Here is a 19,258-nt window from a genome sequence, read left to right as displayed (position 1 = left end):
GCGCGATTGCCAAGCGGCATGTCTCTTGGACATTCTTGACATCTTTATAGGCGTTAGCTATGATTGGGATTGACCTAGTGTATATGTATTGAAAACGCCATCGTTGTGCGATTCTACAGGATAAGGAGGGAAAAAAGAGATGGGCGATAACAGGGAAATTTCCAGGCGAACATTTCTAAACTACGCACTTATGGGAACTGGCGGGTTCCTTGCTGCGGGTATGATCACACCTATGATCCGTTTTGCGGTCGACCCCTTGCTCAAGGGCCATGCGGGTGGAGATACAGTAGCTGTTGGTAGTGTCGATGATTTTGGCCCAGAGCCAAAGCTTGTGGAATTTAAGGTACATACCAAGGACGGTTGGTATGAATCCGAATCGACCTTGTCTGCATGGGTAACCAAAAACGAGAAGGGTGAGATTCTCGCTCTGTCCCCAATCTGTAAGCACTTGGGCTGCACGGTTAACTGGAATACGGATCCGAATCATCCAAACGAGTATTTCTGTCCGTGCCACCTTGGACGCTATGACATTGAAGGGGCACACGTTCTGGGTACACCGCCGACAGCATCCCTCGATGAATACGAGACGGAAGTAAAAGAAGGAAAGCTCTATCTGGGCAAACTGAAACCAAATCCACGTCCGGGGGTGAGTGGCTAACATGTTGCAAAAAATGTATGACTGGGTCGATGAACGCTTGAACATCACTCCGATGTGGCGGGATTTGGCCGACCATGAAGTGCCGGAGCACGTAAACCCTGCTCACCATTTCTCCGCATTTGTTTACTGCTTTGGTGGCCTTACGTTCTTTATTACAGTCATTCAAATTTTGTCTGGTATGTTTTTGACCATGTACTATGTACCAGATATCATCAATGCGTACGAATCGGTAAAATACTTGCAAAACGAAGTTGCCTTCGGGGTAATCGTTCGCGGTATGCACCACTGGGGTGCCAGCTTGGTTATCGTAATGATGTTCTTACATACATTGCGTGTATTCTTTACCGGTTCCTACAAAAAGCCGCGTGAAATGAACTGGGTAGTCGGCGTTCTGATTTTCTTCGTGATGCTCGGCCTCGGCTTCACCGGATATCTGCTGCCTTGGGACAACACCGCTTATTTCGCGACGAAGGTAGGTCTGGAGATCGCAAACTCCGTACCGCTCATCGGACCATATGCGAAGACGCTGTTGACCGGCGGCGACATCGTAGGGGCGACAACGCTTTCTCGCTTCTTCGCGATTCACGTGTTCTTCCTTCCAGGAGCACTGCTTGGACTGTTGGGAGCTCACTTTGTTATGATTCGGGTGCAAGGTATTTCGGGCCCACTATAAGTTTTCGATACTAAGGAGGTATTAGCATGGCAAAACAGGACAAAGATGCTACCTTCGTCGGAGACTCCCGAATATCGGCGAAGCGCATCCCGAATATTGCTCCATCTTATGCGGATTTTCCGGGGAAATCCGAGCCGTTTTGGCCGAACTTCCTGCTGAAAGAGTGGATGGTTGCAGCTGTTTGTTTGGTCGGCTTTCTGGTACTGACGGTTTCACATCCGTCGCCTTTGACCGATCTCGCAAACCCGAACGACACCTCGTTCGTCCCGCTGCCTGACTGGTACTTCTTGTTCCTGTACCAAATGCTCAAGTATCCTTGGGCTGCAGGGGACTGGATCGTCCTCGGGACAGTGATCATCCCGGGTATCGCGTTCGGCGCTCTGATGCTGGCGCCTTGGCTGGACACCGGCAAAGACCGCCGTCCGTCTCGTCGCCCTGTCGCAACAGGTCTGATGCTGACCGCATTGGTTGGGATCTTTTACCTGACCTGGGCGGCTGACCATGAGCATTCCCTGAACCACGCTTCCAGCAAGGGCGGAAGCGGCGGACATGACGGTGGCTCCAGCGCTGCTGCTCCGGCGGCACCTGCTGACCCAAGCTTCAAAGCTGACGCCGTCTGGACCGCACAGACCGGTTGCATGGGCTGCCACGGCAAGAACATGGAAGGCGCATTGGGACCGAATCTGCAAAAGATCGGCGGAAAGTATGACGAAGCGAAGATTGCTGAAATCATCAAAAACGGATTGCCGCCTGACATGCCTGGCGGTTTGATCCAAGATGAAGCAGAACTCAAAAAGCTTGCAGAGTACCTAGCATCCTTGAAATAAGCCTATAAAGAAAAAGCTGACTGTCGTTTCGGTCAGCTTTTTCTTTAGCGGCGAACATAGCGGGAGACGATTTTCATGAGCTTGTTATGGGAGTGGTTTTGGCAGTCATTAGGGAAAAGGTGGTTTCTCTGGACTCTGCTTGTCGTCAACTTGCTAGGAACCATTTATGGATTCATCTGGTACGGCAATCAATTAGCCGAGACACCGGCGTATCTTCGCTTGTTCGTCCCGGACAGTCCGACAGGCAGTGGTTTGTTTACCCTAGTGTTGCTTACGTATTTATTGGGCCGTAACATTCCTGTTTTGGAAGCCCTCGCTGGCATTACCAATTTTAAATACGGCATATGGGCGGTAGGAATTATTCTTGCTGGCTGGATGATGGGAAATCCCGTCCGTGGAACCGATATTATGCTGTTGGTTTCTCATACGGGAATGGCTGCCGAATCCGTGTTGTATGCTCGATTTTATAAATTGAGCTGGCTCCCTGTGGGAATTACGGCACTATGGACGCTGAACAACGACTTCCTCGATTACGTAATGGATATTCATCCGTGGCTGCCTGCTGTACTCGACCCCTATACGGGTATCATCGGTTTTTGCACTGTGCTGCTCAGTATCATTTCCATCGCGGTGATTTGGTTCGCCAATATGCGATTCGGCAGAAACAAGGTCTAAACATGTCCTCCTTTCCATAGGTTGAACTAAGGGAAGGAGGGTTTTTGTGTTGAAAAAAAACATCCGGTTTTTGCTGTTCTTCCTGGTGATCGGCTTGCTGCTTTCCTGGCCGATTCATACGCTACTGACGAATGTTGAACGCCCAGCGGAAAAAGAGCAGCTTGCCGCATTGGATGACATAGCCCATCACTTGTTGGATGCAGCCAGAAAAGGAGACCTTGAATCGGCCCAGCGGCAGATTCGCATGCTGGCAGATCAGTTTCCTCATCTGAAGCTGCCGGAAACGCTGAGAATCGAAAGCTTGAACGCGGTCACGCAATCGATACTGGCTGCCAGAAACAATTTGAACAATTCCGAAGTCAGCGAGCAGCAGCTGTTATGGCATGCCACCCGCGTGCGAGTAGTCGTTGACGCGTTGACTCATGAGCATCAGCCGATGTGGCGCGGCTACTACACATCCGTCGCTGCTCAACTCCAGGATTTGCTCGAAGCCGCTGTCAAGCGTGATTACGTTCATTTCCGCGAGCAATTTGAAGAAAACTCTCGCTTGTATCATGTGATCAGACCGGCGATGACGATACATCTTCCTGAGTCACAGCTAAAGAAAATTGATACGGCTTATGATGCCATCTCCAAGGATTTGCGGAACAGCAAGATCGAATGGAATCAAATTCGAAGCTCGCTCAGGGAGCTGCAAACCAGCATGCAGGAGGCGTTTATAGGGGAAGACAAAAGCACGATTGCTTACCTGATCGGCAGCGAATCGCCATTTGGGATGATATTCAGCATCGTGGCGGCTGTTGTGATGGCTTTGGCATATGTCGCGTGGAAAAAGTATCAGGGCCAATTTCGAACAGTATCGTAGCAGTTCAGACCTTTCTTGCCTTACAAAGAAAAACACCTCGGGATTTGGCGAACAATCCGCGAGGTGTTTTGTCGTTGCGTAATGCAAGGGAATTAACTACGCAGAGGCTGTTTGTTTTCATCCAAAGTAAAGCCCTCGCCCAGCACTTCATGAACATCGTTGACGATCACGAATGCGTGGGGGTCGATTCCCTGGACGATGCTCTTGTAGCGCATGACTTCGTTTCGGCTCACGACGACATAGACGACTTGCTTTTCCGCACCGGAAAACGCGCCTTTTCCCGCCAAAAGTGTAACGCCGCGTCCCAGCTCCAGAATCTGTTTGGCAATATCGTCCGCATGGTCGGAAATGATGGTGAGCGCTTTGCCTGCATAGGCCCCATCCTGAAAGAAGTCGATTACTCTCGCCGCAATAAATACGGCGACGAGCGTGTACATCGCGCTTTCCACGCTGAGGTAGACGAGAGATGCGCCGATGACGAGTATATCTCCAAAAAAGAGCGTACGCCCCATGCTGATCCCCATGTATTTTTGCAGCAGCCGGGCGATAATGTCGACGCCACCCGTTGTGCCGTCATATCGGAAAATTATCCCCAGACCGACACCGACAGCCACTCCTGCGAAAAGGGAAGCGAGCAGACGGTCCTGCATCGGCATCGGATAGATTCCTTCAAACAAGGAAAGAAAGACAGATAATGAAACCGTTCCCAGAATGGTATAGAAGAAAGCAGTCCTGCCCAGAACTTTCCACCCGAGGATAAACAGGGGGATGTTAAGCAAGAAAAACACAACACCCTGGTCTACGCTCGGAAAGAGCAGCTTGATCAAAATGCTGATCCCGGTGATGCCGCCCTCTGCCAGGTTGTTGGGAATATTAAAGGCGTTAATGCCAAACCCCATGATGGCAGAACCGATGATGATGGCAATAATGCTTTTCAACCGAATTTTCATAAAGTCCTCCTTAAACTGGCGAAACTGCGTCGAACAGGGTTCCCTGCGCAGCCAGATCCCGTGCCCTCGGGTGCCTTCTTGTTCCTTTCGAAAGCTGCAGCGAAAAACCTTTCATATCCTTGATGTATACGACTGCCATTATAATGGAACGCGAATGGAAATGTCCATATGCTGCCAGTAGCAGCGTATTGAGATTTGGCAAAATACCGTATTTCGGTTACGATAAAGGCAATGGCAAAACAAGGCTGCTAAAGGAGTGACCCGATGAATCAGCGTAAAACACTGGAGGAAATCCAGCAAGAGGTGGATCAATACATATCGCAGTTTAAAGAAGGCTATTTTTCTCCTTTGGCGATGATGGCCCGGATGACCGAAGAAGTGGGCGAGCTGGCAAGGGAGATCAACCATTTTTACGGAGAAAAGCCGAAAAAGATGGATGAGGATGCGAAAACGGTCGAAGAGGAACTGGGCGACGTTTTCTTTATTGTGCTCTGTTTTGCAAACTCGCTCGGGATCGACCTGCAAGAAGCGTTTGACCGCATCATGCACAAGTTTAACACGCGGGATAAAGACCGGTGGACAAGAATAGAGGAGACGGAAAAATAATGGAAAAGCAGATTCGCGTCGCCGTTGCTGGCGCAAAAGGTCGAATGGGACAAGAAGTAGTCAAAATGCTCGGCGAGGACCAGGAGCTTGTCTACACAGGAGCATTGGATACCAGGGCGGACGATGAAAAAATTGACCGACAGCTGAGAGAAATGAAGCCGGATGTGCTGGTCGACTTTACGACTCCCCATACGGTTTATCGGCATATGGAGCTTTGCTTGCGTCACAGCGTAAGGCCGGTTGTCGGGACGACCGGACTGTCTCCGGAGCAATTGGAAGACTTGACTGCCCGCTACAAAGAAGCGGGGCTGGGAGCCATTATTGCCCCGAACTTTGCGATCGGGGCCATTTTGTGCATGAAATTCGCAGCGATGGCAGCAAAATACATGCCGCATGTGGAAATCATTGAGCTGCACCACGATAAAAAGCTGGATGCGCCAAGCGGAACAGCGCTGAAGACAGCAGAAATGATCGCTGCCTCCCGGGAGAAAATGAAGCAAGGGCATCCCGAGGAAAAGGAAACGATCCCTGGGGCACGCGGCGCAGACTACGACGGCTTTCGCATTCACAGTGTCCGTCTGCCGGGGATGGTGGCACATCAGGAAGTGCTGTTTGGAGCAACTGGTCAGACTCTTTCGATTCGCCACGATTCCATCAACCGCGAATCTTTTATGCCAGGTGTGAGCATGGCCGTGAAAGCCGTAATGAACCTGGATCACTTGATCTACGGACTGGAGCATTTGATCGACTAGACATATTCTTGTTAAACGATCGTTTAATTCCTACTGATAGCAAGGGAGAGGTCTGCTTGAAAATCGCATTGATTGCCCATGATCGAATGAAAGAAGAGATTGTCAACTTATCCATGGCGTACGAAGCCATTTTGACGGAACACGAGCTGTATGCAACAGGTACGACAGGTCTTCGAATCATGGAGGCGACCTCCTTGAAACTGATCCGTTTCCTCTCAGGACCACTGGGTGGGGATCAACAGATCGGAGCCATGATCGCACGCAATGAAATGGACCTGATCATCTTCCTGCGCGACCCGCTGACCGCCCAGCCTCATGAGCCCGATATTATCGCGCTGCTGAGACTTTGCGATGTGCACAAAATCCCGTTTGCCACCAATTTGGGAACGGCTGAGGTATTATTGAAAGCGCTGGAACGCGGCGAACTAAGCTGGCGGGAAGTCGTTCATAAGGAGTGAAACCTATGAATAGCCTGGACATCCTGGCGATCGGAGCCCATCCGGATGACGTGGAAATTGGCGCGGCAGGAACATTGTTGCTTGCCGCAAAACGCGGAGAGCGTGTCGGAATACTGGACATGACTTATGCGGAGCTCTCTTCGAACGGAACAGTCGAACGGAGGCAGCAGGAGGCGGCAGCGGCTGATCAGGCACTAGGGGGAGTTGCGAGGTATAATTTCGGATTTCCCGACCGCAGCCTGGAAGCGGTGGCTGCTGAGGCTATCAGCCGGACGGTTGACCTGATTCGGCAGACCAGGCCTCGTGTCGTACTGGCCCCTTATTGGCAAGACCGGCATCCCGATCACGAGAGCGTGAGCAGAATCGTTCGGGAAGCTGTATTTTCTTCCGGGATTCGCAAGTATGCGGCTGGAATGTCGCTGCCTGCCTACCGTCCGGAAAAACTGTTATACTACTTTATCAATACGACCGTGACACCGAGCGTCGTTGTAGATATCACATCTGTCTACAAGGAAAAAATCGAGGTGCTGCGCTGTTACCGTAGCCAATTTGAACGGGAAGAGGGCACTGTCGCTACTCCTTTGAACAACGGCTATCTGGAAGCGGTGGAATACCGGGAGCGGTTATTCGGACAGCAGTCCGGTGTTATGTATGCCGAAGGGTTTGTCAGCGCAGTGCCCTATGTGCTGGATCGTTTGTAAACAGAGGTGAAAACACGAATGAACATCGGTATTACGTGCTATCCGTCATTGGGAGGTTCTGGCGTCGTGGCGACGGAGCTTGGAAAGCTTCTTGCCGAGCGCGGGCATCAGGTGCACTTTATCACATCAAGTATGCCGTTTCGCCTCGGAAAATTTCACCCCAACATCTTTTATCACGAGGTGGAAGTCAGTCATTACGACGTGTTCAAATATCCGCCGTATGATCTGACGCTGGCGAACCGCATGGCTCAAGTAGCGAAGAACGAAAAGCTCGATGTGCTGCATGTGCACTACGCCGTGCCGCACGCGCTTTGCGCCTATCTGGCCAAACAGATGGTGGGCGAGCAGCTCAAGATTGTCACGACTTTGCACGGCACCGATATTACCGTTCTCGGATATGACTCGAGCTTGAGCAGCCTCATCCGCTTTGGAATCGAGCAGAGCGACATGGTCACGGCTGTATCGAATGACTTGATTCGTCAGACAAAGGAACTTCTCGACGTCGAGAAAGACATTGTTCCCGTCTATAATTTTGTCGATAAACGCCGTTACTACCGGAAGGAAGTAAGCGAGATCAAGCGGGTATTCGCTCCGAACGGCGAGAAAATCATCATGCACATTTCCAATTTCCGTCCTGTCAAGCGCACGCAGGATGTCATCGAAGTATTTGCCCGGGTCCGCGAACGGATGAAGGTAAAGCTGCTTTTGATCGGAGAGGGTCCGGACCTGAGCATGGTCCGCCAAAAGATTAGTGAAAAAGGGCTTGAGGGCGACGTCCATTTCCTCGGCAAGCAGGAGGATGTCGCGGAAGTCATCTCGATGGCAGATGTGATGCTGCTCCCCTCCGAAAAAGAGAGCTTTGGACTGGTAGCCTTGGAAGCAATGGCTTGTGGGGTGCCCGTCGTCGCTTCGCTGGCCGGGGGACTGCCGGAAGTCGTACTGGACGGCGTATGCGGGTTTCTCCGTCCGATCGGCGATGTGGCCGGCATGGCTGAACAGACGTTGCTCTTGCTTCAGGACGAAGAGCTGTACGCCCGTTTTTCCCGCAGCAGCATCGAGCGCTCGTGTGAAACATTTTGTCATGACAAGATCGCTTCGGAATACGAGTCCCTTTATGTTCAGTTAATCAAGCAATCTTGATTTACGGCCGGTTCGGACCGCTTTTTACAAGCTGGAACAGCTTCGAAATCATAATAAACAAACCCATCAGAAATCTCATCAATTACGCCTCCTCCTAACCAGGGCGGACGAAAACGGAGTGTAGCGTGTGGGCAAGAAACAGGCTGAAAGCATATTAAAAACACTGGAGGAAAACGGGTACGAGGCTTATTTTGTAGGCGGTTGCGTCCGCGACTGGCTGTTGAATAGACCTGTTCATGATATAGATATATGCACGAATGCCCATCCAGGCGACGTGATGCGCCTGTTTCCCGACCATGTGCCGACAGGACTCAAGCACGGGACGGTTTCTGTCAAACTGGACGGCTCGCTTTATGAGGTGACAACGTATCGCACGGAAGGAGAGTACGAAGATTTTCGCCGGCCGAGCGAGGTCAGCTTTGTCACAGAGCTGAGAATCGATCTGGAGCGACGGGACTTCACGATGAATGCGATTGCCATGGACCGGCATGGGCGATTGAAAGATCCGCTCCAGGGAAAACGCGATCTGGAAAACGGCCTGATCCGCGCCGTAGGAACACCTGTCCAGCGTTTTCGGGAGGACGCGCTGCGTATTTTACGGGCAATCCGCTTTGCAGCCCAATTAAACTTTCAGATTGAGCCGGAAACGTTGGAAGCGATGAGCGTCACTTCCTCGCTTCTCTCTCATATCGCGATCGAGAGAGTCCGCGATGAATTGCATAAAATCCTGGACAGTCCGGCGCCGGAAACAGGGGTGCGGCTGTTGTCCGAGACGGGGGCGCTTCACACATCCCCGCTCTTGCAGCGCCTTTTTTCAGTCGGACAGGAGCAGGCGGCACGATTGCCTTTTCTTGCGAGCCTTCCGCAAAAGTGGGCGCTGCTCATGTACGCCGCCGGATTCCTTCCCGAAGAAGCGCGAGAGGTTTGCAACGAGCTTAGGCTGTCAAAGCGGGAAACGGAAGCAGTCTGCTCCTTTATCCAGTATGTTGCTCTTCTGCAGCCAAAGTGGGATGAGCCGTCCGGGGTGGACTGGAGGCCCCTGCTCCTTCAAACAGGCTTGCCGTTCTGTCTGGAGCTCGCGACACTTCTTCAGGCCGTTTGGAAAGACAATCCAGCACGTGATCTGAAACAGTCATTGGAAGCTACATACGAGCAGATGCCTGTCAAATCGATGCAGGAGCTGGCAGTAAGCGGCAAGGACTTGTATACGTTGCTGGGCAAAAAGCCGGGGCAGTGGGTGCATCAAATTCTGCAGCATCTGTGGGAGCAGACGGCGTTTTACGGTTTGGCGAATACCCCGGAGGCATTGCTTGAGGAAGCGAAGAAAGAGGTTGCCCGTCATGAATATTAAAGAAGAAATCATCAAGGCGTTTCATGCCAAGCCCGGAGAGTTTATTTCCGGAGAAGAGCTAAGCCAGACCTGTGGATGTTCACGGACAGCGATCTGGAAGCATATCGAAGAGCTGCGCAAGGACGGCTATGAGTTTGAGGCATTGAGGAAAGCGGGATATCGCTTGATCGCTGCCCCGGACCGACTTTCTGCCGAGGAGGTCAAAGCCGGACTCGCGACTTATCGCATCGGGCAGCATGTTCTCGCGTATGATACGGTTTTGTCGACGCAGCCATTGGCCCACGAGGCTGCCGCCAAAGGAGCGCCGGAGGGGACGCTGGTCATCGCCGAACAGCAAACGGGCGGCAAGGGACGCCTCGGCCGTCCGTGGCACTCTCCAAAGGGTACCGGTATCTGGATGAGCTTGATTATCAGGCCGGAGATTCCGCTCCCGAAAACGCCGCAGATGACACTTCTGGCTGCAGTGGCGTTGGCCAAGACGATGTGGGAAGAAACGGGCGTTGAGATCAAAATCAAGTGGCCCAATGATATCTTTATCGGAGACAAAAAAGTCAGCGGCGTTTTGACCGAATTGAATGCGGAGTCGGATCGCGTCAACTACCTCGTCATCGGGATGGGGATCAACGCCAACCTGGAGCAAAAGGATATCCCGCCGGAGTTGTCCTCGATCGCGACTTCCCTACGGATCGAAGCAGGCAAGCCGATCAAGCGCGTCGCTTTTATCCGGCGTTTTTGCGAGAACTTTGAGCGTGAGTACGATCATTATTTGCAGGAAGGCTTTGAGCGGGTCAAAGCGGAATGGGAGCAGCACTCCTATACGATCGGCAAATGGATTACGGTGAGCACGATTCAACAAACGCTCGAAGGCAGGGCGATTGGCCTTGACGAGGAGGGCGTGCTGATCCTTGAAGACGCCTCCGGAAAGCGGCACAAGGTGTACTCCGCTGATGTCGATTATGGTGCAAATTCCTGATTGTTTTGATATACTCCATGAGTGGAGGCTGTATCGGGTTTTCGAACGGCACTCCCGCATTTGGGGTTTTTCTTTTCATTCTGTGTAATGCTATGGACAACAATCTGCTCAGAGCCTGTGTGGACCGAGACAGAAGGAATCCGGCAGCATTTTGAATGTTGCCAGTATTTGCGTGGACAACCTTCTCCCTTTTTCGGCGAGAAGGTTTTTTATTTCCGTACTGGTCTCACGGGGAAGGGCGCATGTAGAGGTGGGAGAGAGATGACAAACAACCTGGCGCCGATCACGACATCGGATCTGCGCGCAAAAAAACATGCGGGCGAGCCAATCGCCATGATTACCGCTTATGATTTTCCCTCGGCCAAGCTGGCGGAGGAAGCCGGGGCTGACATGCTCCTCGTCGGAGACTCGCTGGGCATGGTCGTACTCGGATACGACTCGACGCTGCCGGTGACGATGGACGATATGCTCCATCATACAAAAGCTGTGACGAGAGCTGCCAAAAGAGCATTCGTCGTTGCGGATTTACCGTTTCTCAGCTACCACGGCACCGTGGAAGAAGGCGTGAAAAACGCGGGCAGGCTTTTGCAGGAAGGATTGGCAAAAGCCGTCAAAATGGAGGGGGGCACTGAACTGGCTCCGCTCGTAAAGCGCTGTGTACAGGCAGGCATTCCCGTGATGGGCCATATCGGATTGACTCCCCAGGCCGTTCATCAGTTAGGCGGCTACAAAGTCCAGGGCAGAGATCTGGAAGCGGCGAGACGGCTGATGGACGAGGCGGAAGCCTTGCAGGAAGCCGGCGTGTTCTCCCTCGTGCTGGAATGCGTGCCGGAAGAAGTCGCAGCGCTCATTTCAGCCAAACTGGAAATACCGGTCATCGGCATCGGAGCCGGAGCTTCATGCGATGGACAAGTACTTGTTTTCCATGATTTGGTTGGATATGCGTCTCAGCTGCAGCCGAAGTTCGTCAAACGGTATGCCGATGTCGGCACATCCATCCGGGATGCTGTGCGTGATTATGTAAGGGAAGTAAAGGAACGTCGTTTCCCGGCGCCCGAACATGTTTTTCACGCAAAAGAAGAAGTAGTTTCACAGTTGTACGGAGGAGGGGGAGTGCGGTCATGATGCAGACTGTCCAGCAGATTGAAACGATCGCCGAGCTTCGGCGGCAATTGCGGGAGCCACGCCGTCAGGGGAGACGGATTGGATTCGTACCGACGATGGGCTATTTGCACGAGGGGCATCTCAGTTTGGTAAACGAGGCCAAAAAGCATTGCGATCTCGTCGTCATGAGCATTTTCGTCAACCCTCTCCAGTTTGGACCAAACGAGGATTTCGACCGCTATCCGCGCGATCTGGAGCGGGATCTTCAACTGGCGGCATCGGTTGGAGTCGATATGGTGTTCACGCCCAGCGTGGCGGAAATGTATCCGCAGCAAGTGAAAACGAACGTGTCAGTGGCGGGTGTTTCGGAACCGCTCTGCGGACGCTCCCGTCCCGGTCATTTCGACGGCGTCGCTACGGTCGTCTTGAAGCTGCTTCAGATCGTGCAGCCCGATTACGCCTTTTTCGGGCAAAAGGACGCGCAGCAGGTAGCCGTTGTCGAGCAGATGGTGCAAGACCTTTCTGTTCCGGTGAAAATCGTCCCGTGCCCGATTGTTCGCGAAGCGGACGGCCTCGCTATGAGCTCGCGCAATGTGTATCTCAATCCGGAGGAAAGAAAGCAGGCAACGGTGTTATTCCGCAGCCTGCAGCTGGCCAAGCAGCGGTTGGCGGGGGGAGAAGAGCTTGAGAGCATACGGGATGAGATCGTGCGGAGCATACAGGCCGAGCCGCTGGCGGATATTGATTATGTGGAACTGCTGAGATACCCCGATTTGGCGCAGCTGGACTCCGTTGAAAAGGGTGAGCGGGTGTTGGTCGCTCTGGCTGTGCGATTTGGCAAAACAAGGCTGATCGACAACATGATGGTAACAGTCTGAACCCGGAAAAGGAGGATTTCCCTGTGTTTCGTACGATGATGAAAGCGAAAATTCACCGGGCGACCGTTACGGAAGCCAACCTGAATTACGTAGGCAGCATTACGATCGATAAAAATATTATCGATGCCCTGGACATTTTGCCCAACGAAAAAGTGCAGATCGTCAACAACAACAACGGGGCCCGTCTGGAGACATACGTGATCGAAGGAGAGCCGGGCAGCGGCGTTATTTGCCTGAACGGAGCCGCAGCCCGCTTGGTACAGCCAGGCGACATTGTCATCATCATCTCTTATGTGCTGGTCAGCGACGAGCAAGCCCGCAGCCACAAACCGCGGGTGGCGATCATGGATGAACATAATAGAATTGCGGAGCTGCTCGCCGAGGAAGTACACGCGACCGTCTATTAATCGGGAATATCTGCATAGAGGCCCATCCCTTGTGAAACAATGAGACTACACACGCCTCACAGGGGGTGGCTTTTTTTTGAAGCTGGAAGAATGGTTTGATACACTGCAAACAAAGGCGGAAACAATTGAACAAAAGTGGCCGCAGGCTTCCGAGCATGAAAAGCTTCAGCTGGCGGATCAGTTGTTTCAGCTTCGCCAGGTGAGCGACCGCGTCGTCGATCTGTGGCTGCAGTTTGAAGAGAAGCTGTCTTCTGCCATTCGGCAGATTAAACGGCTGGAGGGCCAGGAAGACGGCCAGGACGAGGATTTTGCGGAGTTGAATGGGTATAAACACGAACCTCATGACAACGGCAAGCCGGAAGCAGAGGGAGTTTATGCAAAGACAGGCCAAAGCTCATCTATATCTGCACAGAAGGAGCTGAAAGCAGCCCTGGCAAACGACGGGAACGCTGCCGAAGAGCATGTTCCTGCGTCGGCTGCTTCCATGCAAAAGCAGAGTTATCTCGATTCGCATCGGGAATATGAACACATGTTTCGAAAAGGCGAGGGCTTTTACCACCTCCGGATGTACCAGGATGCTAGGCGCTGTTTTGCCGAGCTGCTAAACGAATCTCCTGACTGGGAAAGCGGCCGGTTGTATTACGGCTACAGTCTGTTGTTTTGCGGTGAGAAAGAAGCGGCGCTGCGGGAATTCCGGCTGCTCAGCAGGTCAGCCAGTTCTCCCGTCGTCACGGCCATTAGCTACAATGCGATTGGATGCATCCTGGCGGAAGAACGGCAGTGGCTTGAGGCGGCGCAAGCGTTCAAGGAAGCTGTAGCAATCAAGCCTAATCAACGGGATGCCTGGTTTAATCTGGCGCTATGCTATCTGGAGGACGGATACGTCCACGAGGCGATGGAGACTATCGAAAAGGTGCTTGACGAGGAAAGTCAGGATTGGGAGGCCCAGATGCTTTGGCTGCGGGCTGCCCGCTTGCTGCAGATGAGCGATCCGGCGGCGGAGCTTGCGCCCCCGAGCGGCTTGCGGCTCCCCAACCGCGACTTGGATAGCGCCACGCTGCAGGAAATGGCATCTCTCTATGAATCGCTCGGGAACTATCACCGGGCCCAGATCTGCTATCATTTCCTGACCGAACGTCATCCCCGGGAAGGCCTTGCCTGGCATGGACTGGCCTGGAACACTTGGCTGATCGCCGGAACGCGCCGCGCTTTGACATTGATGAAAAAGGCGATCAGCCTGGCCCCCGACCAGCTTGATTTTACCTTTAGCTACGGCTGGATGCTGTTATTTGACGGAAAAATCGAAGAGTCGCTGGCGGCCTTCCGGTTCATTCTGCTGAAGCAGCGGGATCATCGTCTGGCTCAATCGGGAATGATCACGGCCTATGAATGGATGGGGGATATTTTAGCGGCGAAACAACTCGCCAAGCCGTTTACCGAGGATCAAGACCCATACGTCCGTTCACTTGGTTATTACCACCTCGGCCGGATCGCCTTGGCGGAGGAAAATTGGCGGCTGGCCGAGCAGTATTTCCGCCGGGTATTGCCGCATAGCGATCACTTCAGGGAAATACCGATTTATCTTCAAATGTGCGCAGGCAAGCTGGGGGAGCCCATCACGAAGAGCGAGCTGTTGTATCCTTGATCAGGGAGCAGGAAATTTCCCGGTCTTTGCCGAAGTGTTAGGGAAGCGGACATGATACGGGCCGCGCAAGTACGAGGTGACCATAGCTTGAATCGTTTCATCGTTGTAGACTTCGAAACCACGGGGAGCCACCCGAGACAGGGAGACAGCATCATTCAGATCGGAGCCGTCACGATTGACGACGGACACATCACCGAGTCTTTTTCCACCCTGATCAATCCGGGCCAGGCGATTCCCCCTTTTATTAAGCAGTTGACCGGTATAACCGACGAGATGGTGGCGGACGCCCCAACGCTGGAAGAGGTGCTGCCCCGTTTTCTTCGCATGCTGGAAGGACGGACCTTCGTCGCGCATAATGCCAGCTTTGATCTTCAATTTTTGCAAGAAGCCCTGCTTAGCCAGGGCTATTATACGTTTGACGGTTATGTGCTGGATACAGTCGAGCTCTCACGTTTCCTCATGCCGATGCAGGGCAGCTACCGGCTCGGGGAATTAGCCGATGACCTGCAAATCGAGCATGACCGTCCCCATCAGGCGGACAGTGACGCTTTGGCAACTGCCCAGCTGTTTTTGCATTTGCTGGACATTTTGAATGAACTTCCGCTGGTGACGATCCAGCGCTTGCAGATTCTGGTCTCTTCTTTCCGTTCCGATATTTCGGAGCTCTTGCGGTTCTTTGAGATAAAGAAGTGGGAAGCGGTGGGGCAGCTTGAGACTTCCGAACGCGAGACTGCCGGTTTTTCCGATCCGAGCGATTCCGAAAAATGGGATGTGTACAGGCAGCTTGCCTTGCGCAAAAAGCCGGAGCGCCTGCGGGCGTCGCTTAAGCGCGAAGAACAGGCGGTACATTCCTCGTTTGAGGAAATGCTGGAACGAATGGTCGGGGAAGAAGCCGCCTTTTCCCGCAACCTTCCCGGCTACCAGCGAAGGGAAGCCCAGGAGTCGATGATGCGGGCTATTTTTGACTCGTTGGAAAAGGGTTCGCACCTGCTTGTCGAAGCGGGTACAGGCACCGGCAAATCACTCGCGTACCTTTTGCCCGCCATTCTCTGGTCCAAACAGCGGCGCGAGCCCGTCGTCATCAGCACGAATACCATTCAACTGCAGGAGCAGCTGTTCCACAAGGAAATTCCCGCGCTGCAGCAGTCGCTGCCTTTTCCGTTCCGCGCCTCTACGCTGAAAGGGAGGGGCAATTACCTCTGTCTGCGAAAATTCGAGCAGAGCCTGGAAGAGTCCATGGAAGGCAGCAGCCAGGAGCTCAGGCTGGTGAAAGGTCAGATGGTGACCTGGCTGACGCAGACCGAGACCGGGGATGTCGAAGAATTGAGCATGCCGTCAACCGGCCAGCTTTACTGGCAGCAGGTGAAAAGCGATACGGACTCATGCCTTCACCGGAACTGTCCCTGGTTTAGCCGCTGCTATTATTTCCAGGCGCGCGAAAGAGCCAGCGAGGCAGACGTGTTGATCGTGAATCACGCATTGCTCGTCAGCGATTTGCAGGCTGAGAAGCGCATTCTGCCAGCACATGATATCGCCATTATTGACGAGGCCCATCATTTGGAAAGTGTGGCGACCCATCATCTGGGCAAGCAGTTTTCGACGGCCCAGCTGTTGTTCCTTTTGGATCGGGCGAATCCGCAGGAAGGGAGTTATCTTCACAGATTTGCCGAGGAACTTCTCGCTTTGCCTGGGAATGGACAGTCATCGCCGGTCAGCTCTGTGCTGACAAGCATGAACGGACACTTTCTCCAGTTAAAAGAAAAGTCGCAGCAGTTGGCTCAGCTATTGTATCAATGGGCGTCAGAACGGGGGGAAGAAACCTCTGATACGGGAAGGGATACCGTACGCTACCGGACGACCTCGTTCTCCGGCAAGCATGAGCGCATTCGCAAGACCGCCCGGCGCGTCATCGAATCCATGTCTTTGTTCGCGTCAGACCTGGACTCGCTGTTGGCATGCATGTCAGCGGATGAAAAACCGTCATTTGAGTGGCGCAGTCTCTATACCGATGCCGCAGGCTTGCTGAAGGAGTGGCAAGAGGGGATGGAGCTGGTTCACTTCTTTCTCTTGGAGCCAGGCGACGAGTATGTGTGCTGGATGGAAATCGAGTCGCGGACTCCAAAAAAGCAGGTGTATTTCCATGCCGCGCCGCTGCAAGTGGCAACGCGCCTGGCGGAACCGCTTTTTGAGGAGCGCAGAAGCGTCATTCTCACTTCGGCAACACTGACGGTCAAAGACAGTTTTTCGTACATCATGGAAAGAATGGGGCTTGACCATCTGCCCGAGGAGCGAGTGCGAACGCTCCAGCTGCCGTCGCCCTTTTGTTACGAACAGCAGGGACTTCTGCTGATTCCGTCCGATTTGCCTACGCTCGGAAAAGATAGCGAACAGCAGTACATAGAGGCAGTGGTTCAAGGCTGCGTGGACGCCATTCGGGCAGCGGGGGGCCGGACGATGATCCTGTTCACCTCGTACTCCATGCTCCGGCAGGTATATCAGGGCCTGAAGGAACAGGTGGGCGACGAGCCCTACACACTGCTTGGACACGGAATCGACAGCAACAACCGGACCAAGCTCGTCCGCATGTTTCAGAGAGAGGCGAATAGCGTACTCTTGGGGACGAGCAGCTTTTGGGAAGGTGTAGATATTCAGGGCGAGGCGTTAAGCTGTCTGGTAATCGTGCGGCTTCCGTTTACCCCGCCGAACCACCCGGTATATCAGGCGAGGGCAGAGCAGGTGAAGGAGCAGGGCAAGAACGCGTTTATGTCAATCGCTTTGCCTCAGGCTGTCATCCAGTTCAAGCAGGGGGTCGGCAGACTGATCCGCCACCACGACGATCGCGGAGTCGTAGTTGTCCTTGATGCGCGTATCGTGGAATCCCGCTACGGACGTTCGTTTCTCAAATCGCTTCCTCCGTTCGATACGAGAAGCGGCCCCTGGACAGTCCTTCGCGAAGACATCTCGCCGTTTCTTCGGGGCATGCAATCCCTATCTGATTCATAAAATGAAGCAATAGTCTCACAGGGATATAGGTGATAAAATAAATGCTGTGGAAAGCGGGAAGAGCTTGGCTGTTGGTGTTGGCTGTCACGATCCTCTTGGTGCCCGGCTGCTCGATCGACAACCACTTGCAGAAGGCGGTAAAGGTGGAAGATCCGTTCGCAAGTGAAAATGAGAGCGAATTCGTAGGTCTTGTCATCAACTATCTGGAGCTGCCCCACGGGGAGGCGACCTTGGTTCGACTGCCGAATGGAAAGAACATGCTTATCGATACCGGAAGTGCCGAAGATTGGCCTCGTTTGTTTGCAGTGCTGACGGAGCGGAAAATTACCCGACTCGATTACGTAGTCCTGACGAACGATTTGCCTGAGCATGCAGGCGGCTTTGCTTTTCTTGTGGAGCGGGTGCTTGTGGAAAGCGTCATTTTGCCCCGTCCGATTGAGTCTTCGATTCGCAGCGCAGCACCGCTCAAATCAGCCAAAAAGACAGTGCCTGTCACAGACGGAGAAGCAATCAGACTGGACGAAAACGTGACGCTTCAGGTACTGCACCCGAGTGAACCATTGTTTTTGTCTCCGCAGGACAACTCCTTGGTCTTTCAGCTGCGCCATGACAAGCTGCCCTTTCTTTTTGCGAGTGCGATGAACGAGAAGGCAGAAGAACGGCTGCTTGAAAAACACGGAGGACAATTGAAAGCGGCGGTCTTGAAGGTGGCCGCTCAAGGAAGCAATCAGGCTTCGTCTCAGCCATTTTTGGGCAAGGTGGATCCGCAGGTAGCGGTCATTTTGACCGGAAAATCGAGAGAGAAACTGAAGGACGGCCAGGAAGAGGTGCTGGAGAGACTCGGCGAATCCTGGGCCGAGACCTACATTACCAGCCAGCACGGAACCATTACCATCCTCTCCAATGGAAAGGATTACCGTGTGCTGAAAAGTAAAAAGTAAAGGAGGATCGACCGTACGTGGCCAAAAGTGAAAAGATTTCGGAAGCGGTTGTACGCCGACTGCCGATTTATCTGCGCTACTTAAGTTATCTGCAGCAAGTGGGCGTGACGACGGTGTCCTCCCAGCAGATGGGCAAAAATCTCGACGTCAACCCGGCACAAATCAGAAAGGACCTTTCTTCTTTTGGAGATTTCGGCAAAAAGGGCATCGGGTATGACGTGAACTATTTGGTGGAAAAAATTCGTCAGATTCTAAAGTTGAGCGAAGAAATCCGCGTAGCGTTGATTGGGGCCGGACATCTGGGGCACGCGATCAGCAACTACAATGCGCAGGTGGAAGATTACATGCGGATTGCGGCCATCTTTGACAACGATCCGGCAAAATGCGGAAAAGTACTCGCGGGCATCACCATCCAGCCGCTGGAAGAGCTGAAACAGACGGTGAAAGAGCAGAAGATTCGGCTCGCCATCATCACCGTCCCAGCCGCAGCGGCCCAGTCGGTCGCCAACCTTTTATTCGAAGCTGGGATTGAAGGGATTTTAAATTTTGCTCCCACCACGATCCGGGCCGACCGTGATGTCAGAATCCACTATGCGGATGTGACATCCAGTTTGCAGAGCCTTGCCTATTATTTAACGTAAGAACGGAGTG

20 protein-coding genes are annotated in these 19,258 nt (G+C 53.0%); 19 read left to right on the top strand and 1 reads right to left on the bottom strand.

The features are described 5' to 3' along the window. The first annotated feature begins 139 nt into the window (after positions 1–139). From Q3F21_RS06040 to Q3F21_RS06020, 5 genes are all read left to right on the top strand, one after another. A complete protein-coding gene (locus tag Q3F21_RS06040) occupies positions 140–658 on the top strand; it encodes a ubiquinol-cytochrome c reductase iron-sulfur subunit (RefSeq protein WP_340250569.1) in 519 nt (172 codons plus the stop codon). A 1-nt stretch (position 659) separates the two neighbouring features. Beyond that, positions 660–1,331 (top strand): menaquinol-cytochrome c reductase cytochrome b subunit, encoded by a 672-nt coding sequence (qcrB, locus tag Q3F21_RS06035; protein ID WP_340250568.1) that lies wholly within the window; start codon positions 660–662, stop codon positions 1,329–1,331. A 26-nt stretch (positions 1,332–1,357) separates the two neighbouring features. Next, positions 1,358–2,158: a c-type cytochrome gene (locus tag Q3F21_RS06030; RefSeq protein ID WP_340250567.1), complete on the top strand. Its 801-nt coding sequence runs from the start codon at positions 1,358–1,360 to the stop codon at positions 2,156–2,158. A 75-nt stretch (positions 2,159–2,233) separates the two neighbouring features. Next, complete coding sequence (locus Q3F21_RS06025; RefSeq protein WP_340250566.1) at positions 2,234–2,833, top strand: DUF1405 domain-containing protein; 600 nt, start codon at positions 2,234–2,236, stop codon at positions 2,831–2,833. A 49-nt stretch (positions 2,834–2,882) separates the two neighbouring features. Further along, entirely contained in the window at positions 2,883–3,698 is an 816-nt protein-coding gene (locus tag Q3F21_RS06020) for a sporulation protein YpjB (protein WP_340250565.1), read from the top strand. Between the two features lie 92 nt (positions 3,699–3,790). Here Q3F21_RS06020 and Q3F21_RS06015 read toward each other — a convergent pair whose 3' ends face one another. Then, a complete protein-coding gene (locus Q3F21_RS06015; protein ID WP_340250564.1) occupies positions 3,791–4,648 on the bottom strand; it encodes a YitT family protein in 858 nt (285 codons plus the stop codon). A gap of 264 nt (positions 4,649–4,912) precedes the next feature. Between Q3F21_RS06015 and Q3F21_RS06010 the strand changes: the two genes are divergently transcribed. From Q3F21_RS06010 to Q3F21_RS05945, 14 genes are all read left to right on the top strand, one after another. Then, positions 4,913–5,254, top strand: a complete 342-nt coding sequence (locus tag Q3F21_RS06010; RefSeq protein ID WP_340250562.1) for a nucleotide pyrophosphohydrolase — start codon at positions 4,913–4,915, stop codon at positions 5,252–5,254. After that, entirely contained in the window at positions 5,254–6,006 is a 753-nt protein-coding gene (gene dapB, locus Q3F21_RS06005) for a 4-hydroxy-tetrahydrodipicolinate reductase (RefSeq protein ID WP_340250561.1), read from the top strand. The genes Q3F21_RS06010 and dapB overlap by 1 nt, the downstream gene beginning before the upstream one ends. A gap of 56 nt (positions 6,007–6,062) precedes the next feature. After that, a complete protein-coding gene (locus tag Q3F21_RS06000) occupies positions 6,063–6,464 on the top strand; it encodes a methylglyoxal synthase (protein ID WP_340250560.1) in 402 nt (133 codons plus the stop codon). A 5-nt stretch (positions 6,465–6,469) separates the two neighbouring features. Next, positions 6,470–7,165: a bacillithiol biosynthesis deacetylase BshB1 gene (gene bshB1, locus Q3F21_RS05995; RefSeq protein WP_340250559.1), complete on the top strand. Its 696-nt coding sequence runs from the start codon at positions 6,470–6,472 to the stop codon at positions 7,163–7,165. A gap of 18 nt (positions 7,166–7,183) precedes the next feature. After that, positions 7,184–8,305 carry an N-acetyl-alpha-D-glucosaminyl L-malate synthase BshA gene (gene bshA, locus Q3F21_RS05990; RefSeq protein WP_340250558.1) on the top strand — a complete coding sequence of 374 codons (1,122 nt, stop codon included), beginning with the start codon at positions 7,184–7,186 and terminating at the stop codon, positions 8,303–8,305. A gap of 127 nt (positions 8,306–8,432) precedes the next feature. Next, positions 8,433–9,656: a CCA tRNA nucleotidyltransferase gene (locus tag Q3F21_RS05985; protein ID WP_340250557.1), complete on the top strand. Its 1,224-nt coding sequence runs from the start codon at positions 8,433–8,435 to the stop codon at positions 9,654–9,656. Further along, a complete protein-coding gene (locus tag Q3F21_RS05980) occupies positions 9,646–10,629 on the top strand; it encodes a biotin--[acetyl-CoA-carboxylase] ligase (RefSeq protein WP_340250556.1) in 984 nt (327 codons plus the stop codon). Before Q3F21_RS05985 ends, Q3F21_RS05980 begins: the two co-directional genes overlap by 11 nt. Before the next feature lie 261 nt (positions 10,630–10,890). Beyond that, positions 10,891–11,754, top strand: a complete 864-nt coding sequence (gene panB / locus Q3F21_RS05975; RefSeq protein WP_340250555.1) for a 3-methyl-2-oxobutanoate hydroxymethyltransferase — start codon at positions 10,891–10,893, stop codon at positions 11,752–11,754. Beyond that, a complete protein-coding gene (gene panC / locus Q3F21_RS05970; protein WP_340250554.1) occupies positions 11,751–12,611 on the top strand; it encodes a pantoate--beta-alanine ligase in 861 nt (286 codons plus the stop codon). The genes panB and panC overlap by 4 nt, the downstream gene beginning before the upstream one ends. Before the next feature lie 23 nt (positions 12,612–12,634). Then, positions 12,635–13,018 (top strand): aspartate 1-decarboxylase, encoded by a 384-nt coding sequence (gene panD, locus Q3F21_RS05965; protein WP_340250553.1) that lies wholly within the window; start codon positions 12,635–12,637, stop codon positions 13,016–13,018. A gap of 76 nt (positions 13,019–13,094) precedes the next feature. Next, the gene (locus tag Q3F21_RS05960) at positions 13,095–14,663 is read left to right on the top strand and encodes a tetratricopeptide repeat protein (protein WP_340250552.1); all 1,569 of its coding nucleotides are present in this window, start codon (positions 13,095–13,097) and stop codon (positions 14,661–14,663) included. 87 nt (positions 14,664–14,750) lie between these two features. Continuing rightward, entirely contained in the window at positions 14,751–17,666 is a 2,916-nt protein-coding gene (gene dinG / locus Q3F21_RS05955) for an ATP-dependent DNA helicase DinG (RefSeq protein WP_340250551.1), read from the top strand. A 41-nt stretch (positions 17,667–17,707) separates the two neighbouring features. Further along, positions 17,708–18,607: a ComEC/Rec2 family competence protein gene (locus tag Q3F21_RS05950; protein WP_340250550.1), complete on the top strand. Its 900-nt coding sequence runs from the start codon at positions 17,708–17,710 to the stop codon at positions 18,605–18,607. A 17-nt stretch (positions 18,608–18,624) separates the two neighbouring features. Further along, entirely contained in the window at positions 18,625–19,248 is a 624-nt protein-coding gene (locus Q3F21_RS05945; RefSeq protein WP_340250549.1) for a redox-sensing transcriptional repressor Rex, read from the top strand. Positions 19,249–19,258: the final 10 nt, after the last annotated feature.

The sequence above is a fragment of the Brevibacillus borstelensis genome, assembly GCF_037834415.1.
GTDB classification, from domain to species: Bacteria; Bacillota; Bacilli; order Brevibacillales; family Brevibacillaceae; genus Brevibacillus; species Brevibacillus borstelensis_A.
The sequence above is the reverse complement of the archived record's forward strand: the minus strand, read 5'-3'. Positions and strand labels throughout refer to the sequence as shown.

Coding starts and splice junctions, on each gene's coding strand:
- Q3F21_RS06040 (WP_340250569.1), top strand. CDS start 140: ATGGGCGATAACAGGGAAATTTCCAGGCGAACATTTCTAAACTACGCA.
- Q3F21_RS06030 (WP_340250567.1), top strand. CDS start 1,358: ATGGCAAAACAGGACAAAGATGCTACCTTCGTCGGAGACTCCCGAATA.
- panC (WP_340250554.1), top strand. CDS start 11,751: ATGATGCAGACTGTCCAGCAGATTGAAACGATCGCCGAGCTTCGGCGG.
- qcrB (WP_340250568.1), top strand. CDS start 660: ATGTTGCAAAAAATGTATGACTGGGTCGATGAACGCTTGAACATCACT.
- bshA (WP_340250558.1), top strand. CDS start 7,184: ATGAACATCGGTATTACGTGCTATCCGTCATTGGGAGGTTCTGGCGTC.
- dapB (WP_340250561.1), top strand. CDS start 5,254: ATGGAAAAGCAGATTCGCGTCGCCGTTGCTGGCGCAAAAGGTCGAATG.
- Q3F21_RS06010 (WP_340250562.1), top strand. CDS start 4,913: ATGAATCAGCGTAAAACACTGGAGGAAATCCAGCAAGAGGTGGATCAA.
- Q3F21_RS06015 (WP_340250564.1), bottom strand. CDS start 4,648: ATGAAAATTCGGTTGAAAAGCATTATTGCCATCATCATCGGTTCTGCC.
- Q3F21_RS06025 (WP_340250566.1), top strand. CDS start 2,234: ATGAGCTTGTTATGGGAGTGGTTTTGGCAGTCATTAGGGAAAAGGTGG.
- panB (WP_340250555.1), top strand. CDS start 10,891: ATGACAAACAACCTGGCGCCGATCACGACATCGGATCTGCGCGCAAAA.
- bshB1 (WP_340250559.1), top strand. CDS start 6,470: ATGAATAGCCTGGACATCCTGGCGATCGGAGCCCATCCGGATGACGTG.
- Q3F21_RS05950 (WP_340250550.1), top strand. CDS start 17,708: ATGCTGTGGAAAGCGGGAAGAGCTTGGCTGTTGGTGTTGGCTGTCACG.
- Q3F21_RS05980 (WP_340250556.1), top strand. CDS start 9,646: ATGAATATTAAAGAAGAAATCATCAAGGCGTTTCATGCCAAGCCCGGA.